The 17101-nt window shown below is 59.4% G+C and carries 16 protein-coding genes; all 16 read right to left on the bottom strand.

Annotated features, from left to right (window positions below):
• Positions 1-36: 36 nt before the first annotated feature.
• The 16 genes from tli1 (AB1E37_RS14040) to tssB all read right to left on the bottom strand — a co-directional run bounded on the left by tli1 (AB1E37_RS14040) (position 37) and on the right by tssB (position 16613).
• Entirely contained in the window at positions 37-567 is a 531-nt protein-coding gene (tli1, locus tag AB1E37_RS14040; protein ID WP_004224370.1) for a T6SS immunity phospholipase A1-binding lipoprotein Tli1-KP, read from the bottom strand.
• Positions 568-635: 68 nt separating this feature from the next.
• Positions 636-1166: a T6SS immunity phospholipase A1-binding lipoprotein Tli1-KP gene (gene tli1, locus AB1E37_RS14045; protein WP_117116798.1), complete on the bottom strand. Its 531-nt coding sequence runs from the start codon at positions 1164-1166 to the stop codon at positions 636-638.
• A gap of 68 nt (positions 1167-1234) precedes the next feature.
• Positions 1235-1765: a T6SS immunity phospholipase A1-binding lipoprotein Tli1-KP gene (gene tli1, locus AB1E37_RS14050; RefSeq protein ID WP_038422402.1), complete on the bottom strand. Its 531-nt coding sequence runs from the start codon at positions 1763-1765 to the stop codon at positions 1235-1237.
• A 68-nt stretch (positions 1766-1833) separates the two neighbouring features.
• Positions 1834-2367, bottom strand: a complete 534-nt coding sequence (tli1, locus tag AB1E37_RS14055; RefSeq protein ID WP_367776811.1) for a T6SS immunity phospholipase A1-binding lipoprotein Tli1-KP — start codon at positions 2365-2367, stop codon at positions 1834-1836.
• Between the two features lie 68 nt (positions 2368-2435).
• Entirely contained in the window at positions 2436-2966 is a 531-nt protein-coding gene (tli1, locus tag AB1E37_RS14060) for a T6SS immunity phospholipase A1-binding lipoprotein Tli1-KP (protein WP_085855945.1), read from the bottom strand.
• Between the two features lie 68 nt (positions 2967-3034).
• On the bottom strand, positions 3035-3565 hold the full coding sequence (gene tli1 / locus AB1E37_RS14065) for a T6SS immunity phospholipase A1-binding lipoprotein Tli1-KP (protein WP_038422402.1): 531 nt from the start codon (positions 3563-3565) through the stop codon (positions 3035-3037).
• A gap of 68 nt (positions 3566-3633) precedes the next feature.
• On the bottom strand, positions 3634-4164 hold the full coding sequence (gene tli1 / locus AB1E37_RS14070) for a T6SS immunity phospholipase A1-binding lipoprotein Tli1-KP (protein ID WP_117407294.1): 531 nt from the start codon (positions 4162-4164) through the stop codon (positions 3634-3636).
• Between the two features lie 63 nt (positions 4165-4227).
• The gene (locus tag AB1E37_RS14075; RefSeq protein WP_004224359.1) at positions 4228-5007 is read right to left on the bottom strand and encodes a DUF4123 domain-containing protein; all 780 of its coding nucleotides are present in this window, start codon (positions 5005-5007) and stop codon (positions 4228-4230) included.
• On the bottom strand, positions 5007-7376 hold the full coding sequence (locus tag AB1E37_RS14080; protein WP_004224357.1) for a type VI secretion system Vgr family protein: 2370 nt from the start codon (positions 7374-7376) through the stop codon (positions 5007-5009). The genes AB1E37_RS14075 and AB1E37_RS14080 overlap by 1 nt, the downstream gene beginning before the upstream one ends.
• A 1-nt stretch (position 7377) precedes the next feature.
• Complete coding sequence (gene tssH / locus AB1E37_RS14085; RefSeq protein WP_032447502.1) at positions 7378-10032, bottom strand: type VI secretion system ATPase TssH; 2655 nt, start codon at positions 10030-10032, stop codon at positions 7378-7380.
• Between the two features lie 264 nt (positions 10033-10296).
• On the bottom strand, positions 10297-10788 hold the full coding sequence (gene hcp, locus AB1E37_RS14090; RefSeq protein WP_002902160.1) for a type VI secretion system effector Hcp: 492 nt from the start codon (positions 10786-10788) through the stop codon (positions 10297-10299).
• 4 nt (positions 10789-10792) lie between these two features.
• Positions 10793-12499 (bottom strand): OmpA family protein, encoded by a 1707-nt coding sequence (locus tag AB1E37_RS14095; protein WP_004224349.1) that lies wholly within the window; start codon positions 12497-12499, stop codon positions 10793-10795.
• Positions 12496-13185 carry a type VI secretion system protein TssL, short form gene (gene tssL, locus AB1E37_RS14100; protein WP_004176431.1) on the bottom strand — a complete coding sequence of 230 codons (690 nt, stop codon included), beginning with the start codon at positions 13183-13185 and terminating at the stop codon, positions 12496-12498. Before tssL ends, AB1E37_RS14095 begins: the two co-directional genes overlap by 4 nt.
• Entirely contained in the window at positions 13182-14525 is a 1344-nt protein-coding gene (gene tssK, locus AB1E37_RS14105; protein WP_004224345.1) for a type VI secretion system baseplate subunit TssK, read from the bottom strand. The genes tssL and tssK overlap by 4 nt, the downstream gene beginning before the upstream one ends.
• A 9-nt stretch (positions 14526-14534) precedes the next feature.
• Positions 14535-16079 carry a type VI secretion system contractile sheath large subunit gene (gene tssC, locus AB1E37_RS14110; protein WP_004224342.1) on the bottom strand — a complete coding sequence of 515 codons (1545 nt, stop codon included), beginning with the start codon at positions 16077-16079 and terminating at the stop codon, positions 14535-14537.
• 42 nt (positions 16080-16121) lie between these two features.
• The gene (gene tssB, locus AB1E37_RS14115) at positions 16122-16613 is read right to left on the bottom strand and encodes a type VI secretion system contractile sheath small subunit (RefSeq protein WP_004176434.1); all 492 of its coding nucleotides are present in this window, start codon (positions 16611-16613) and stop codon (positions 16122-16124) included.
• Between the last annotated feature and the right edge of the window lie 488 nt (positions 16614-17101).

Consider the following 17101-nt stretch of genomic DNA (forward strand, 5'->3'; position numbering starts at 1 on the left):
GTGAGGGTGATGCCACCCCTGGGAAACGGAGGCATGCTATTTCGGACATACGGCGGGCTCCTTCATCCTGACGGGCTCTTTTATCGGGTAGGACGGACTGCCGTAGGTGTAACAGCTGGTGGTCACCTTCACGTCATCGCAGGGTAAAAAGTGCACTGTAATGCCGCACACATCCTGGCCGTTATAGTCGGGCAGCGGGACAGTTTTGCTGTGCTGCCGATGACTGGCTTTTATTTTCTTTTCCCATTCAAGATATTTATTCCAGTTTTCATATCCCGGGAAATCATCAGTTGAAGCTTCCCCACTTTCCCAGTCAACGCGCACCGTCATACCCGGCGTCCAGCGGGCGGGCACGCTGAAACAGCAGCCGCCTCCGCCCCCCTGAAACGGGCCTATAATGTCGATCCCCGACTGGCCATTGACACTGAAGTGGTTGATCGCCCATTTTGTGTGGTTGATGGCGTCAATGGTGCCACCGCCGCCGCCTCCGGCCCGGGCAGCAGGCTGCGCGCAGCCGGTTAACAGCAGCAGCCCCGACAGCAGCGGGCTGATTAATGCAGATTTCATTGGACTCTCCCTGTCGGTTTGAGGGTAATGAAGGGATGGTGATGCCATCCTGAATAAACGAAGGCGGGCTACTTCGGACAGACGGCCGGCTCCTTCATCCTGACGGGCTCTTTTATCGGATAGTTCGCATTTCTCGGAGACCAGCAGCTGGTGGTCACCTTCACGTCATCGCAGGGTAAAAAGTGTACCGTAATGCCGCACACATCCTGGCCGTTATAGTCGGGCAGCGGGACGGTCTTACTGTGCTGGCGGTTCTGAGCTTTAATATTCCTTGCCCACTCTAAAAACTTCTTCTCATCTTCATATCCCGGGAAACCCGCTGATGAACCCACCCCGGTTTCCCAGTCAACGCGCACCGTCATACCCGGCGTCCAGCGGGCGGGCACGCTGAAGCAGCAGCCACCGCCGCCGCCCTGAAACGGGCCTAAAATGTCGATCCCCGACTGGCCGTTGACACTGAAGTGGTTGATCGCCCATTTTGTGTGGTTGATGGCTTTTATTGTTCCGCCACCGCCGCCTCCGGCCTGTGCGGCAGGCTGTGCGCAGCCGGTTAACAGCAGCAGCCCCGCCAGCAGCGGGCTGATTAATGCAGATTTCATTGGACTCTCCCTGTCGGTTTGAGGGTAATGAAGGGATGGTGATGCCATCCTGAATAAACGAAGGCGGGCTACTTCGGACAGACGGCGGGCTCCTTCATCCTGACGGGCTCTTTTATCGGATAGTTCGCATTTCTCGGTGACCAGCAGCTGGTGGTCACTTTCACGTCATCGCAGGGTAAAAAGTGCACCGTAATGCCGCACACATCCTGGCCGTTATAGTCGGGCAGCGGGACGGTTTTACTGTGCTGACGGTTGTTTTGTTTTAAATTATCTCTCCACTCTCTGTATTTTTTTGAATCAGCAAATCCAGGAAAACCTTCAGTCGATGCCTCACCACTTTCCCAGTCAACGCGCACCGTCATACCCGGCGTCCAGCGGGCGGGCACGCTGAAGCAGCAGCCGCCACCGCCGCCCTGAAACGGGCCTATAATGTCGATCCCCGACTGGCCGTTGACACTGAAGTGGTTGATCGCCCATTTGGTGTGGTTGATGGCTTTTATTGTTCCGCCACCGCCGCCTCCGGCCTGTGCGGCAGGCTGCGCGCAGCCGGTTAACAGCAGCAGCCCCGCCAGCAGCGGGCTGATTAATGCAGATTTCATCGGACTCTCCCTGTCGGTTTGAGGGTGATTAAGTGAAGGTGATGCCATCCTGAATAAACGAAGGCGGGCTACTTCGGACAGACGGCCGGCTCCGTCATCCTGACGGGCTCTTTTATCGGATAGTTCACATTTCTCGGTGACCAGCAGCTGGTGGTCACCTTCACGTCATCGCAGGGTAAAAAGTGTACCGTAATGCCGCACACATCCTGGCCGTTATAGTCGGGCAGCGGGACAGTTTTGCTGTGCTGCCGCCGGTTCTGGGCCTTCATTTTCTTAGCCCAGGCAAGGTACTTTTCATCATTACCAAAGCCAGGGGAACCTTCTGTATCACCCACCCCGGTTTCCCAGTCAACGCGCACCGTCATACCCGGCGTCCAGCGGGCGGGCACGCTGAAGCAGCAGCCACCGCCGCCGCCCTGAAACGGGCCTAAAATGTCGATCCCCGACTGGCCGTTGACACTGAAGTGGTTGATCGCCCATTTTGTGTGGTTGATGGCTTTTATTGTTCCGCCACCGCCGCCTCCGGCCTGTGCGGCAGGCTGTGCGCAGCCGGTTAACAGCAGCAGCCCCGCCAGCAGCGGGCTGATTAATGCAGATTTCATTGGACTCTCCCTGTCGGTTTGAGGGTAATGAAGGGATGGTGATGCCATCCTGAATAAACGAAGGCGGGCTACTTCGGACAGACGGCGGGCTCCTTCATCCTGACGGGCTCTTTTATCGGATAGTTCGCATTTCTCGGTGACCAGCAGCTGGTGGTCACTTTCACGTCATCGCAGGGTAAAAAGTGCACCGTAATGCCGCACACATCCTGGCCGTTATAGTCGGGCAGCGGGACGGTTTTACTGTGCTGACGGTTGTTTTGTTTTAAATTATCTCTCCACTCTCTGTATTTTTTTGAATCAGCAAATCCAGGAAAACCTTCAGTCGATGCCTCACCACTTTCCCAGTCAACGCGCACCGTCATACCCGGCGTCCAGCGGGCGGGCACGCTGAAGCAGCAGCCGCCTCCGCCCCCCTGAAACGGGCCTATTGAATCGATGCCCGACTGGCCATTGATACTGAAGTGGTTGATTGCCCATTTGGTGTGGTTGATGGCTTTTATTGTTCCACCACCGCCGCCTCCGGCCTGTGCGGCAGGCTGTGCGCAGCCGGTTAACAGCAGCAGCCCCGCCAGCAGCGGGCTGATTAATGCAGATTTCATTGGACTCTCCCTGTCGGTTTGAGGGTAATGAAGGGATGGTGATGCCATCCTGAATAAACGAAGGCGGGCTACTTCGGACAGACGGCGGGCTCCTTCATCCTGACGGGCTCTTTTATCGGATAGTTCGCATTTCTCGGTGACCAGCAGCTGGTGGTCACTTTCACGTCATCGCAGGGTAAAAAGTGCACCGTAATGCCGCACACATCCTGGCCGTTATAGTCGGGCAGCGGGACGGTTTTACTGTGCTGACGGTTGTTTTGTTTTAAATTATCTCTCCACTCTCTGTATTTTTTTGAATCAGCAAATCCAGGAAAACCTTCAGTCGATGCCTCACCACTTTCCCAGTCAACGCGCACCGTCATACCCGGCGTCCAGCGGGCGGGCACGCTGAAGCAGCAGCCGCCACCGCCGCCCTGAAACGGGCCTATAATGTCGATCCCCGACTGGCCGTTGACACTGAAGTGGTTGATCGCCCATTTGGTGTGGTTGATGGCTTTTATTGTTCCGCCACCGCCGCCTCCGGCCTGTGCGGCAGGCTGCGCGCAGCCGGTTAACAGCAGCAGCCCCGCCAGCAGCGGGCTGATTAATGCAGATTTCATCGGACTCTCCCTGTCGGTTTGAGGGTGATTAAGTGAAGGTGATGCCATCCTGAATAAACGAAGGCGGGCTACTTCGGACAGACGGCCGGCTCCGTCATCCTGACGGGCTCTTTTATCGGATAGTTCACATTTCTCGGTGACCAGCAGCTGGTGGTCACCTTCACGTCATCGCAGGGTAAAAAGTGTACCGTAATGCCGCACACATCCTGGCCGTTATAGTCGGGCAGCGGGACAGTTTTGCTGTGCTGCCGGTTCTGGGCCTTCATTTTCTTAGCCCAGGCAAGGTACTTTTCATCATTACCAAAGCCAGGGGAACCTTCTGTATCACCCACCCCGGTTTCCCAGTCAACGCGCACCGTCATACCCGGCGTCCAGCGGGCGGGCACGCTGAAGCAGCAGCCACCGCCGCCGCCCTGAAACGGGCCTAAAATGTCGATCCCCGACTGGCCGTTGACACTGAAGTGGTTGATCGCCCATTTTGTGTGGTTGATGGCTTTTATTGTTCCGCCACCGCCGCCTCCGGCCTGTGCGGCAGGCTGTGCGCAGCCGGTTAACAGCAGCAGCCCCGCCAGCAGCGGGCTGATTAATGCAGATTTCATCGGACTCTCCCTGTCGGGTTGAGGGTAATGAAGAGAGGGGTGTACTCAGCCAGACCAGGCTTTTCATTCTGAAGGTCTCTCACTGGTTTTTACGTCGGAAAGCCACTTCTTCATTACCCAGTCTTCACGAGCGTCATCCAGAAGAAGGCCTTGGCGTGTCGCCTCCACCATGCCCTGGTAACAGGCCGAAAACAGTGACTGTCTTGAGTCAAACATGCCCGCAGGCGGAGCACAGTGCGACAACATGACGATGACATCGCTGATACACATCAGATGCTCAAGCTGGCGATCGCTGAGTTCAATTTTGGGCGCATTTTCATCGCGTTCCGGCGGGAGACCACTGCCTTTGATGCCTTTCGCCTGGCCGTCAAGATCCTGCCACGCCCAAAACAGGGCCGGACGCATCAATGGCTCTTGCTGCTCGTCACTGAGAATGTGCGTAAACAACAGCGGAAATACCCGGGTATCGTAAAAGCGTAAAATTCCGCTGCGCCCTTCCTGCAGAATATCCATACACTGCGTGAGCCAGTTCGCTAGCGCCGAAAAGGGCCAGTATGTGCAGAACAGGAGCAGCGGCGCCTGGATGGCAAGTTGCTGGCTGATATCCTGTAACCAGCGCATTTGCTCATGATCATCAAGCGTAAAGCGCGCCACCAGCGGAGCATCATCGACAATAAATACTTCCGGAAGTCCATGAAAAAGCGACTGCCACTCAACTGACAGCGAATTCAGCGCCGGAATAACGGAAAAATTCACCCCCGCCTGATCGATAATGACATGCAGATAATCCGTTCCGAAAGCCCGACAGGTTCCGGCGACCTCTTCAATCCATTGTCTGGTCATCATGCCTCCCGCGGCACGAAGCCCTGCGCCAGCGCCTGGGCTTTTTTAAGGCACTCTTTACACACCGATGCCGGTAGCTCAGGCAAGGGAAACGCCTCGCTGACCGGCCCCTGCAAATCATGCTGCCCCTTAAGGCTAATCACCCCCGGTCCGTGGATCTGTACCTCTCCCTGCGGGGTAAGACGGATATATGCGCCGCCGCAACCCAGGGTGATGCCATTTTTAGCCGTCAACTGCAGATGCCCCTGGGTTGACTGGACGGTGATATCTTTTAGCGCGGTCAGCGACAGAATATCGCCGTGCGACTCTACTTCCAACGGGCCTTTGGCGGAGACCAGCCGCATTCCTTCCTGTTGCGCCAGCAGTGAAATAGCCTGGCTGGCATTCAGTGAACAGCGCTGTGCCGTGGTGATGTTGACCTCTCCCAGGCTCTGCAGATACAGCCCGTTACCGCTGTGTAGTAGGGTCGTTTCCGGCGTGACTGCGGCAATCCCCTGCGGGGCCGACATCAGCAATGTCGGCTGTTTAAGATCGCTGGCGCCTGCGGTCAGTGCGCTTAATGGGCCGGTGTCTGGGACAACATTGTGATGGGTTTGCGTAATACTTCCCCATTCCGTGACCTGATTCACCGCACCTTTCAGCAAACTGACCGCCGGCTCCATCGCCAGCACCTGCCCCTGAGCCTGCGCCTGTCCGTCCGCGCTGATAAAAATACCCTTCTGTGCCCGGATAGCTCCCCAACTGTCGGTTCTCAGCTCAAAGCCTTCGCCGCGCGGCTGCTTTTCAGCATCCACCAGATGCCCGAGATTGAGCTGGCTTTTACCGCCGTACTCCGTGCTGACCTTGATATGTTCTTTCCCGCGCTCATCGTCGAGGCGGATTTTGTTGTTGGCCGGGGTGCGCAGGACGTTACGTTTGTCATTGCGAATGGTGACGTGGTCGCCGTGCGCCGAGTCGTGCAGCACGCCCGCGATATACGGCCGGTCGGGGTTACCATCCTCAAAGCCAATCGCCACCTCCGTCCCCGCCAGCAGCGGCAGGTGCAGGCCGTAAGTGTCTCCGGCATACGGCCGCGACTGGCGGACCCACAGGCTCTCGAACCCGGTTTCCCAGCGCGCCCGGTCAAACAGCATATTCACCCGGTAGCGTCCGTGTTTATCGATATGCCCGTAGGTGTCGTTTTCCCGGGTGCTGGTCACGCGGGCCGGCAGCGTCCCGGCCATCACCGGACGCGCGCCGGGCTCAGGCCGGTAGCCGACGTCCGGGCTGTCCGGTATGCCGGCAAACTCCACCGCAAAGTCGGCATCGCGCCGGGCGTGGCTGTGCATCGCCGTGACGAGCACGCCATCAGCAAACTCCCCGGCCACCTCCTCTCCGCCGGTGACCTTCAGCACCTGTCCCGGGCAGAGCGTCGGGCAGCTGGTGGTGGCCTGCATCCGGGTCTGGCCGTTCAGATAACGCTCATGGCGAAGCCGGGCGTAAAACGCCCCGGACTCCGGCGCCGGATGGCGGTCATGGACATTCCCCGCGGTCAGGTAGTTATCTCCCCAGTGGTAAGCCTCACCAAAGGTGGTGGTCTCCCCGCGAGTGACATCCACCTGCGCGTTCATGTCCGCCGTCGCCTCGCGGTAGTTGTAGTCGCGGGTACTGACCTGCTGCTCCACGACGCGGTGGCGGCATGCCATCTCCCACACCGCGTCCACCCCGGCCGACTGCTGCCCTGACGGCGGGACCGAAGGCAACGTCAGCCCCTTCTCATAGCCCTGCTGACTGTCGCAGAACTCAGCGACGTCGATGTGCAGCCGCGTGTCGGCGGTAAAGCGAAACCAGATCCCCACCTCACCCAGCAGCCGGGTGATAAAGCGCAGGTCATCCTCGCCGTACTGCATCACCTGCTCGCGTCGCGGATACGTTTTTGTCAGCGAGAACAGAAAATCCTGACCGCGCAGGCCGTGGCGCTCGCGGAGGATTTTTTCCACAATCTGCGGAACGGACTGGTCCTGGTAAATGGCGTTCTGGTGCGAGCGGTTAAGCAGCGCCAGGCGCGGCTGAAGCGTCAGCGCGTAGTGCGTTTCATCCCTGGAGGTACTGAGCCGTTCAAACCCCGTCACCACACCCTGGATCACCCGCACGGGTTGCTGAACATTGATGCCGAAGCCCTGAGCCACCGGCGCCTGCAGCGTCAGGGAGGCTGACTTCATCAGCATCATCTCTTTGCTGATGGCATGGTCTGCGCTGGTGAATTCAATACGGTAGCGGAACGGCTGGCTCAGGGCTTCATCGCCCTCGAAGGCCAGCACATCAAGCCCGGCTTCACATCCCTTCACCGAAAGCAGGTGGTGGTTGTGGCTGAACAACAACGATTTCACGCTACTCATCGGCGATTGCCCCCTCGTCAAACGCCATCACGACGCCTTCCTCTTCGTGATACCCCAGCGTCACCTGGCGCGGTTTCTGCCCCGCCGCCATATGGCTCAATAGCTGCTGACTCAGCGCCGGCAGGATCTGCTGATTCAGCAGACTGTCGACGTTGCGGGCGCCGGTATCCGGCAGCAGGCAGGCCTCGGTCAGCGCGTCGAACAGGCTCTCGCTGAGGGTGGTGGTGATTCCGTAATGGCAAGCCAGACGCTGACTTACCTGCCCGAGCTTCATGCCGACAATGGCGCGCAGCGCTGCCGCCGGCAGCGGACGGTAAATCACCGTCTGGAAGCGGGCCAGCAGCGCCGGCTGGAAGTGGCCGCGCAGCACCGGGCGCAGCAGCTCGTGCAGGTCTGATTCGCTGGCCTCCGGCTGTTCATCCAGCAGCTGCATCAGGAGGTCGCTACCGAGGTTGGCGGTCATCAGGATCACGGTGTTGCGAAAGTCGATTTCACGCCCCTCGCCGTCGCGCATTACCCCCCGGTCGAAGACCTGGTAGAACAGGTTCATCACATCGCGATGGGCCTTTTCCACCTCATCGAGCAGCACCACGCTGTAGGGGCGTTTGCGCACCGCCTCGGTCAGGATCCCGCCCTGGCCGTAGCCGACGTAGCCGGGCGGAGAACCCTTCAGCTGGCTGACGGTGTGCGGCTCCTGGTACTCGGAGAGATTGATGGTGATCAGCGCTTTCTCGCCGCCGAACAGCGCATCGGCCAGGGCGAGCGCCGTTTCCGTTTTGCCGGTGCCGCTCGGCCCGACCAGCAGGAACACCCCTTGCGGACCGTTCTCCGGCGTCAGGCCGGTTTTCGCGGCGCGCAGGCGCCGGGCAATAGCGCTCAGGGCCGCCTCCTGGCCAACCACCCGTTTGCCGAGACTCTCTTCCAGACTCAGCAGCTCCGTCTGCTCATCTTTCATTAGCGAGGAGAGCGGCACGCCGGTCCAGTCGGCAATCACCGTCGCCACGGTGCGGACGTCGACGTCCAGCCCGAGCAGCGGATTGCCCTGCTGGACGGCGATAAGCGCGGTTTGTAGATCGCTAATTTCCGCCTGGCGGGAGATATCGCGGCGACAGGCGAGCAGCGCTTCCGTCAGCTGCAGCTCCTGACCATACTGAGTTTCAAGGGTATCCAGCGCCAGAATAAGGCGGATCTCCTCCTGCTCAATGGCCGCCAGCCGATCGCCGCGGGCGCTGTTGCCCAGCGCAATATCTTCCAGCAGCGCCTGCTTCTCCATTGCCAGCGCGGTGAGCTGCGCCTTCATGCGGGTCAGCGGCTGAGGCACGGTATCCAAACTCATACGCAGGCGGGCGGAAGCGGTGTCGAGTAAATCCACTGCCTTGTCCGGCAGCTGGCGGCCGGTGAGATAGCGTCGTGACAGCGTCACGGCGGCGCGCACCGCATCATCCGTGATATGCACGCCGTGGTGGTCGGCATAGCGGGACTTCAGGCCGCGCAGCATCAGGCAGGCGGTGTCGTCGTCCGGCTCATCCACCTTGACCATCTGAAAGCGGCGCTCCAGCGCGGCGTCGCGCTCGAAGTACTGCTTGTATTCAGACCAGGTGGTGGCGGCGATGGTCCGCAGCTCGCCCCGGGCCAGCGCCGGCTTCAACAGGTTGGCGGCATCCGCGCCGCCCGCCTGATTACCCGCGCCGATGATCGTGTGCGCCTCGTCGATAAACAGCAGCACCGGCGAAGGCGACTGCTGTACCGCCTCAATGATATTTTTCAGCCGCTGCTCGAACTCGCCTTTGACCCCGGCGCCGGCCTGCAGCAGACCGAGGTCGAGGGTGCGCACCGACACCGGCTTCAGCGCGTCGGGGACGTTGCCTTCGGCAATGCGCAGCGCCAGGCCTTCCACCAGAGCGGTCTTGCCCACGCCCGGCTCACCGACGAGGATCGGGTTGTTTTTACGTCGACGGGAGAGAATATCCACCATCTGGCGGATTTCCGTGTCGCGTCCGAACACCGGGTCAATCTGGCCGTCTCTGGCTTTGGCGGTGACGTCGAGAGTGAATTTGTCCAGCGCGTTCTGCAGCGCCGGGTTGAGCCCATCCGCATTCAGTTCGCTGCCCGCAGGACGCCCCACAAATTCCACGTCCCCGCCATGGGGCTGCGCAAGCGCCGCTTCCTGCTGCGCTGGCGGACGTTCGTCGGACTGGGCATCAAGCAAGGGGCGCAGGCGTTCCAGCTGACGCTGGCCCAGCGTTAACAGCGGCCACAGGCCATCGCACTGGATCAGATTCTGTTTTTCAACCAGCGCCATCAGCAGGTGAACACTGCGGATCTGCGCTTCGCCGCTGAGCGAGGCAATCAGCCAGGCCTCCTGCATCAGCCTCAGGGTATGGTCAGAGAGCTGGGGACGATGACGTACCGAGCGCGGCTGTTTATCCAGCCAGCTCAGCAGATCCTGCCACAGCGCATCCATATCCCATTCATAGCGCCGCGCCAGCACCGTCAGATCGCCTTCCCCCTGTTCCAGCAGTTTAAGCAGCCAGTGCTCGGGCAGGATCTCGGCATGCGCCCGGGTCTGGCACAGGGAGGCCGCCCCCTCCATTGCGCGGGCACAGCAGGGATTAAGACGGCGTAACAGGCTGGCTGGATTTTCCATGAGATCCTCTCTTATTGGTTCCGGACACGCTACCGCCCGTCGCTGTTCCTGAACAGGAACCCCAAGCGCACAAGGTCAGGCAGACAGATTGTGTTTTTCTTTGCTGAGAACCCGTACCTCAGGCGCTCAGCAAAAAACGGCGGGCAGAGAAACGCTGCCCGCATCAGGCGATCGCCCGCAATAATCCCCGGCCGCAGAGATAACGATGCAGCCGGGATGAGCGAACGTCGCCTGCGCGCCAGCGGCGCGAAATATGACGGGCAATTACGCGGTGGCGCGTTCGTTCCAGCTATCGGAGTGAATGATGTTGCCGTCTTTATAGGTCCAGGTGATCTTCTCGTAGCGCAGCTCTATCTGTTCCAGATGGTTGTGCTTCTCGTAGGCGGGGTTTTTGATGTCGTGCATCAGGGGATTCACTTTCACCACCTTGACGTTCTCAAGTTTGGTATTGAAATACTCCACTTCCTGGCCGGCATCGTTGATTCGGTACCACTTAAACTCGGCGGACTTCAGGGTCTGACCGGTGGTCACCGCCTTGTACAGGTAGGGGCTGGAGGAGTCGATCTCCTTGGTGAACAGGAACGGCGTATGAATACGCGTGCCGGTCAGTTTGCCGGTGTTGTTATCGGTCGGGATATACAGGTTATGCTCCTGAGCCACCACTTCGATACTGCCTTCACGATCCTGAACGTCGACAGACCCTTTAATGTCCGCGCCGCCGTCGTCTTTCAGCCAAAGATAAACAGGAATTGCCATGGAATTACTCTCCATTGTGTAGTGAAGCGCCATCATCCTGGGATGACGCAGAGGGTTGGTCCGGTAACCGGCAGGCGTCTACCTGCGGCACCAGACTGATTTCGACACGACGGTTCAGCGCACGGCCTTCCGGCGTATCGTTTGTTGCAATTGGTCGGCTTTCGCCATAGCCCTGAACGGCAAAGCAGCTGTCCGGCACGTCGCCGGTATCGCGCATCCAGTCGCGGACCGATTCCGCACGTTTCAGCGACAATAGCTGGTTGGCTTTTTCCTCACCCACGCTGTCGGTGTGACCCGCCACCACGATCAGCCACCCGGGCCTGGCCTTAATGTCCATCAGCGAGCTGACCAGCCGCTTTGTCGAACCAGGCTTCAGTACCCATTTCCCGGTATCGAATAGCGACATGCTGTCAAGGCGGATGACGTTCGGGGCAACGCGCTGCACCGGCCTGGGCGGAGGCGGAGGCGGCACGTAACCGCGAATCGCCTCCAGCAACGGCAGGCGAATCTGCTCCCCGCGATATAAGCCCAGACTCAGGCGCAGCGGGACGCCGTTACGCGCCCAGCTATCAAGCAGCGCGGCATCTTCACGCAGCACCCTGACAGCGCTGGCTTTTGGTCGATAATCATCCATCGCAATCCGCTCATAACGCGCAATATCGACGCCAACGCGCTGCAGCAGTTGTCGATTGTTCCAGCCACTGCTGAGCAGCGCGGCGACAGCCGCGAGGGTGAAAATCGCGAGCGCCGCGCGCCAGGCCCTGCCTCGTGGCGTGAGTCCCCGTCCCGCTGGTAACTGCGGCAGGATGAATTCCGGCAAAGCTGAAGCGTCCCCGGTGTCGCTCTCGCCAGGCTGCCAGCCAGCTACCCGCGACAGGCCGCTATGTCGGGATAACCACGTCGTCCAGGCCGACGACGCCAGACTTCCAGGCAGCGAGGGCCCGAGGCCCCACAGCACGGCCGCTGGGGTCAGAGGCGGCAGGTCGATATTCTCTTCCGTCAACACGGCATGGACGTGCTGTTCAAACCAGCCCATCAGGCTGTTCATCAGCACCTGCTGCTCCAGCGCGGCCGCCCCACCGGCGCGTACCCAGGCCGGTACGAAACAGGGGGCGCAGGAGGGCTGCCAGACTTTCACCGCTTCACCCGGTATCGCCGCCTGCCACAACAGGTCGCGACTCATCGCGCTGCCCACCTGCCCCTGCAGCGCCAGCGGTACGGCATACCCCGTCTGCTGGCGCAGCTGGCTGAGTTGCCAGCGCAGGGCCAGCAGAGCGCTGGTCAGCGCATCGCTTTGCACATGCCGCTGCGGGCAGACGCAGAGCAGCACCGACAGCTGAGGCCCCCATTCCGGCCGCTGGCTCAATACCTGGCGCGCGACCTGCTGCAGCTCCTCCGTCTTTTCCACGCGGATCCAGCAGCCCTGTTTGACGACTCGCACCGGTGACGCTGGCGGCCAGACACACGGCAGGTCGCCGCAAACGAGGACCACCGGCTGGCGATAAGCGCCCTCCGGGAGAGGGTCCAGGGTTGATGCGACGTTACGTCCGGTACGACGACTGGCGATGCGCCAGCTCCCGATGATCAGGGCCAGCGTGACCAGCAGAATGAGCCACGCCCCCCAGCGGGGAACCGGCAAAAATAGCAGGCACACCAGCGCACTCAGCAGACTGGCCCACAGCGCCAGCCCACGCTGCTGCGCGGGGCTCATTTCACCTCCCCCGGTAACAAGGTCAGCAGCAGGTGATCGAGCCAGTGGTTGAGTCCCCACCACAGGGCGAGTACCACCACCACGCTCAGGCCAATACGTACCGGCCATGGGGCCAGCCAGCCGCTTATCCCCAGACCGGCGCGACTCTCTACCAGTACGGGAGCGGTAGCCGGGCACTGAAAAGGAGGAACACGCTCACCGAGCGCGTTGACCAGCTTCAGGCGCTCGGGGTCGTGGAGGGAGCGAAAGCTGCCAATAAAACCCAGCAGCATCACCCGCTGAAAACAGGTGACCACGGCCAGGTTGGGCGCCGGTTCACGCAACACATCACGCATCCGCTCGCACAGGGTGTCGCCGGCGTCCATGGTGCCGAGGAAGTGCCCCTGCAGCGGAATGTCATACCACTGCAGGCAGGCCTCATCCTCCACGCCGCGCCCTTTCACGGCTTCATCGAGCAGCGCGCACTGGGCGGTGAGAATATGCTGACAGCTGGCGTCATCAAGCCCGCTCGCCTTCAGCTCATGTTGCACGCGCTCGACATCAGCAATACAGCGCTGCCATAGCGTGTACCCTTCCTCATCGCGGAACTGCGGGCCGTGGCGCAGGCTGATAACCTGCAGCCAGGTGTTCTGCAGCAGCGCATCAATATCAATGGACGCGGCGTTGCCGCGTTTAGGCTCATTCACGTTCGTAGTACCGCAAAAAGTTCAAGTTCAGGCTCACCCAGCATCCCCGGGACGTAAAACATACAGGTGCCGCTCTGCAGCATTTCCGTCGCCAGAGGGTGGGACACATCGAGGCTGAAATACTGATTTTCCAGACGTAGCGGGATCGCCGCCGGCACATGACGCAATGGCGTGAGGGGCACCCCTGTCCGCGAGGAGTTGACGATGGCTTTGACATGATCCGGACTGCCCACTTTGCACTGGCGCGGAAACTGCTCCTGCAGTTGGGCGACCGGTACCGACGAACGAACCGACAGGTAGTAATCAGCCCCTTCCCGCAGCCGGGCATCGTGCAGACGCGCCTGCCAGAAGTGCAGCCGGACATCATGCTCCAGCGCAATCGCCACCACCCGCGATGGCAGGCTCGCCTCCAGCAGGTCGCTCAGTAAATCAAACAGCGGCGGAAAAACCGCGTTCAACTGGTCATGCTGATAGATCGGGACGGCATTCGCCTGATGGGTGAGCGAAAAGGTCAGCAGGCTACCAGCCAGGCGCGCCAGCTCCGGGTAGAGGCGTTCCGGCGGGCTTTGCCGGTAACGCAGAAAGTACCCCAGCACCGGCTCGGCGCTGTTCAGCGCATTCAGCAACCAGAACAGAGAGACATCGGCTACGGCAAAATCAGCCATCCGTTCATTGCTTTCGCGACGCATGGCCATCAGGCGCGTCAGACGAGCCCGGAGCTGGACGAGCAGCTGTTCAAGCTGCGTCGCCAGCCAGCGGCTGCCCTGGATCTGCAGCAGCGGCGGGAGAAACGTCTCGTCGATAAGCCAGGCCCCCTGCGAGTCCCGCTGCAGGCGAACAAGCGGACAGGTCAGGTAATCGCTGTTGTCCTGGTGGGCGAAGCGGAGGATCAGCTCCGGCTGTATGACGGCAATCTGCCGGGTATCATCCCCAAACTGGTTACGGACATCGCGCCAGCGCTGCCGGAAGCGCACCGGCCTTTCGGCCACCTCCTCCGGCTTCAGACAGTTGCCGCCATTCGCCTGCATCAGGGGCAGCGCCAGCACGATCACCGCCTCGCCGGACGCGCCGTCCAGCGACAGCGCGGACGGCAGCGCATCGGCATTGTCCGTATCAATCATCGTGCCATCCTGGAACCGGACCTGCAGCCTGTGAGCCTGCAGGCGGCCCAGTTTGAGCATCTCTGGTTCGAAGGTCGCCTCAACCACTCCCCAGGGGTGGTTAAGACCCATCCGGGCAATCACTTCCGCAGTCCAGGCTGCATACGCAGCCTGCTGTTGAAAATGCTGAGGCGACACCATAATGCCCCGGCCCCACAACGGACGTTCCGTTTTCATCATCGTCCGAACCTACGCCTTCGCCTTTGGCATCTGGCTAACCAGCGACAGATTGACGTCCATCCCCTCGACCTGGAAGTGCGGCACCGCGTACAGCTTCACTCGGAAGAAGCCCGGGTTATCCTCGATATCTTCCACCACCACGCTGGCATCGCGCAGCGGATGGGAGGCCTGCAGCTCGTCGCCGGGGTCGGTCATTTCGGTCACCAGGCTCCGCACCCAGGTGTTCAGCTCCAGCTCCAGCAGACGCCGGTCCTTGGTGGTGCCGATATTCTCGCGCTGGATCATCTTCAGGTAGTGCGCGATGCGCGACAGCAGGAAGATATAAGGCAGACGCGCGTTGATACGGCTGTTGGCGGTGGCGTCGGCGGTATCGTACAGCGCCGGTTTCTGCGCGGAGTTGGCCGAGAAGAAGCAGGCGTAATCGCGATTTTTGTAGTACGACAGCGGGATAAAGCCCAGGCTGGCGAACTCAAACTCCCGCGTTTCCGGGATCATCACCTCGGAAGGGATCTTCACCTGGTTGCCGGTGCCCAGATCGTACAGATGGATAGGCAAATCTTTCACCGCGCCGCCCGCCTGCGGACCGCGAATTTGCACGCACCAGCCGTTGTTAACAAAGCTCTTCACCATATTGGAAGCGAAGGAGAACGCCGCGCTGGTCCAGAGATATTTTTCGTGGTCCGGGCCCTTCACCTGCTCGACATAGTTGAAGCTGCGCACCGGCACGGTGTCCGGGCCGTACGGCAGACGACCCAGCACGCGCGGCATCACCAGGCCGATGTAGCGGGCATCGTCGGTTTCACGAAACGCCTTCCAGCGAATATATTCCGCGCGATCGAAGTAGTTGCCGATATCCTTAATGGCAGCCACCTCTTCCATGGTCTCTTTCAGGAAGAAGGCCGGGCCGACGGCGCCGATAAACGGCATATGGGCGGCCGCAGAAACCCGGGAGATATTGCGCAGCAGCGCCACATCCTGCGGGCTGGCGTCGAACTCATAGGCCGAGATCACCGAGCCGATCGGCTCGCCGCCGGGAGTGTCATACTCCGCGGTATAGGTGTGCCAGTACAGGCCGCTCTGGATAAGCTCCGGCGCGTCCTCAAAGTCCTGGCGCAGATCGTCTTTGGCGACGTCGAGGATCTCCGTTTTGACGTTCTGCCGATAGTCGGTGTTGTCCACCAGCTGTTTGAGGCCGCGCCACAGGGATTCGACCTGCTGAAACTCCTGATGGTGCATCACCGCGTCCAGCTGACGGCTTATCTGGAAATCCAGCTCGGCGATATGGTGGTCGATCAGCGTTTTGTCGAGCTTTTCCACCCGCTGGCCGGACTGACGGATGCGATCCATAAACACCTGCATCGCCGCGGTGAGACGCTCCGCCGCCGGCGCCTCGGAGAGCGCGGCATCGTCCAGAAAGTCGTTGATATCCCCGAGGCGAGACGCCGGGGTGAGATTAATTTTTTCAAACAGCGAGGCGTAAACGCCCTCGCCCGCGCTGTTTTCCTGCAGCGTGGTTTGCCCCTGAACAGGGGCGTTTTCTGTGGTAACAGACATTAGCATTTTCCCGGTTAATCCATTAACAGACTTGCCCCGCACTTATTTCGGGGCAAGCGCACTCATTTCGTCGCGTAATTCCTGGGACAGCGCCGGATCTTTCAGGATTGCCTCAAGCTCTTTTCTGAAAGTGGCGTTATCGAGCAGATTGGATTTGAGATCGCGTAATAAATTACGCATCGCCAGCATGGCGCGGAGTTGCGGAATTTGCCGGGCAACCTGCTCCGGTTCAAAATCTTTGATGTCGGTAAAACGCAGTCTGACGTTCTCCTCTTCGCCATTGCCGGCCAGCGTATTCGGCACCGAGAGGTTAACTTCCGGGCTAAATTCCGAAAGTACGCTGTTAAAATTATTTTTATTGACGTTGATTTTTTCTCTTTCCGATAAAGGCCGGTTTTCCTTCCCATGACTAAAATCGCCAATGGTAAGCAGCTTCAGCGGCAGTTCGACCTTCTTTTGCGCGCCGCCGGTATGAAGAGATAATTTGAGATTAATGCGCGCCCTGGGGACTTCATTCTGGAACGTATCAGCCATAGCAGTTCCTTTCCTTAAGGAATAATTATTGAAGATATATTGATGTGAAACGTGACGATGATAAAGCAAAAATGGATTACCGATCAACTTAGCCACCTAATAATTATATTTATTCACAAACACCCACTTTCACCACGAAAATAAAAGCACCATGAATATCAATATTTAAAATGTGAAACAACAGTCAATGATAAATTCAATAAATAATGCACCAAAGGAATGTTTGCAATGGATACTATAAGGCGGGCTAAAACATTAAGCGGATGAATAAAGGAAACCATAGAGACGACCGGGGCAATATAATTCGCTCATTATGCAAATTTAGCGTAACAACGCAATCAATTACTCAGAGGGAAAATATCTGGCTTCCATCCGATTGCCCCTTCGCGGCGGACGCTTAATAGTGCTGGCGCGAAATCTAAACGGTAACAATATTCTTCTGCTCCCCTTACTCCCCACAAACCGATTTTTTGCGGATAACGAGCCAC

It is taken from the genome of Klebsiella sp. Shm-1 (genome assembly GCF_040804525.1).
Classification (GTDB): domain Bacteria; phylum Pseudomonadota; class Gammaproteobacteria; order Enterobacterales; family Enterobacteriaceae; genus Klebsiella; species Klebsiella pneumoniae.

Excerpts from the sequence above, each read along its gene's own strand:
- tli1 (WP_004224370.1), bottom strand. The coding sequence starts at position 567 with ATGAAATCTGCATTAATCAGCCCGCTGCTGTCGGGGCTGCTGCTGTTA.
- tli1 (WP_117116798.1), bottom strand. The coding sequence starts at position 1,166 with ATGAAATCTGCATTAATCAGCCCGCTGCTGGCGGGGCTGCTGCTGTTA.
- tli1 (WP_038422402.1), bottom strand. The coding sequence starts at position 1,765 with ATGAAATCTGCATTAATCAGCCCGCTGCTGGCGGGGCTGCTGCTGTTA.
- tli1 (WP_367776811.1), bottom strand. The coding sequence starts at position 2,367 with ATGAAATCTGCATTAATCAGCCCGCTGCTGGCGGGGCTGCTGCTGTTA.
- tli1 (WP_085855945.1), bottom strand. The coding sequence starts at position 2,966 with ATGAAATCTGCATTAATCAGCCCGCTGCTGGCGGGGCTGCTGCTGTTA.
- tli1 (WP_038422402.1), bottom strand. The coding sequence starts at position 3,565 with ATGAAATCTGCATTAATCAGCCCGCTGCTGGCGGGGCTGCTGCTGTTA.
- tli1 (WP_117407294.1), bottom strand. The coding sequence starts at position 4,164 with ATGAAATCTGCATTAATCAGCCCGCTGCTGGCGGGGCTGCTGCTGTTA.
- AB1E37_RS14075 (WP_004224359.1), bottom strand. The coding sequence starts at position 5,007 with ATGACCAGACAATGGATTGAAGAGGTCGCCGGAACCTGTCGGGCTTTC.
- tssH (WP_032447502.1), bottom strand. The coding sequence starts at position 10,032 with ATGGAAAATCCAGCCAGCCTGTTACGCCGTCTTAATCCCTGCTGTGCC.
- hcp (WP_002902160.1), bottom strand. The coding sequence starts at position 10,788 with ATGGCAATTCCTGTTTATCTTTGGCTGAAAGACGACGGCGGCGCGGAC.
- AB1E37_RS14095 (WP_004224349.1), bottom strand. The coding sequence starts at position 12,499 with ATGAGCCCCGCGCAGCAGCGTGGGCTGGCGCTGTGGGCCAGTCTGCTG.
- tssK (WP_004224345.1), bottom strand. The coding sequence starts at position 14,525 with ATGATGAAAACGGAACGTCCGTTGTGGGGCCGGGGCATTATGGTGTCG.
- tssC (WP_004224342.1), bottom strand. The coding sequence starts at position 16,079 with ATGTCTGTTACCACAGAAAACGCCCCTGTTCAGGGGCAAACCACGCTG.
- tssB (WP_004176434.1), bottom strand. The coding sequence starts at position 16,613 with ATGGCTGATACGTTCCAGAATGAAGTCCCCAGGGCGCGCATTAATCTC.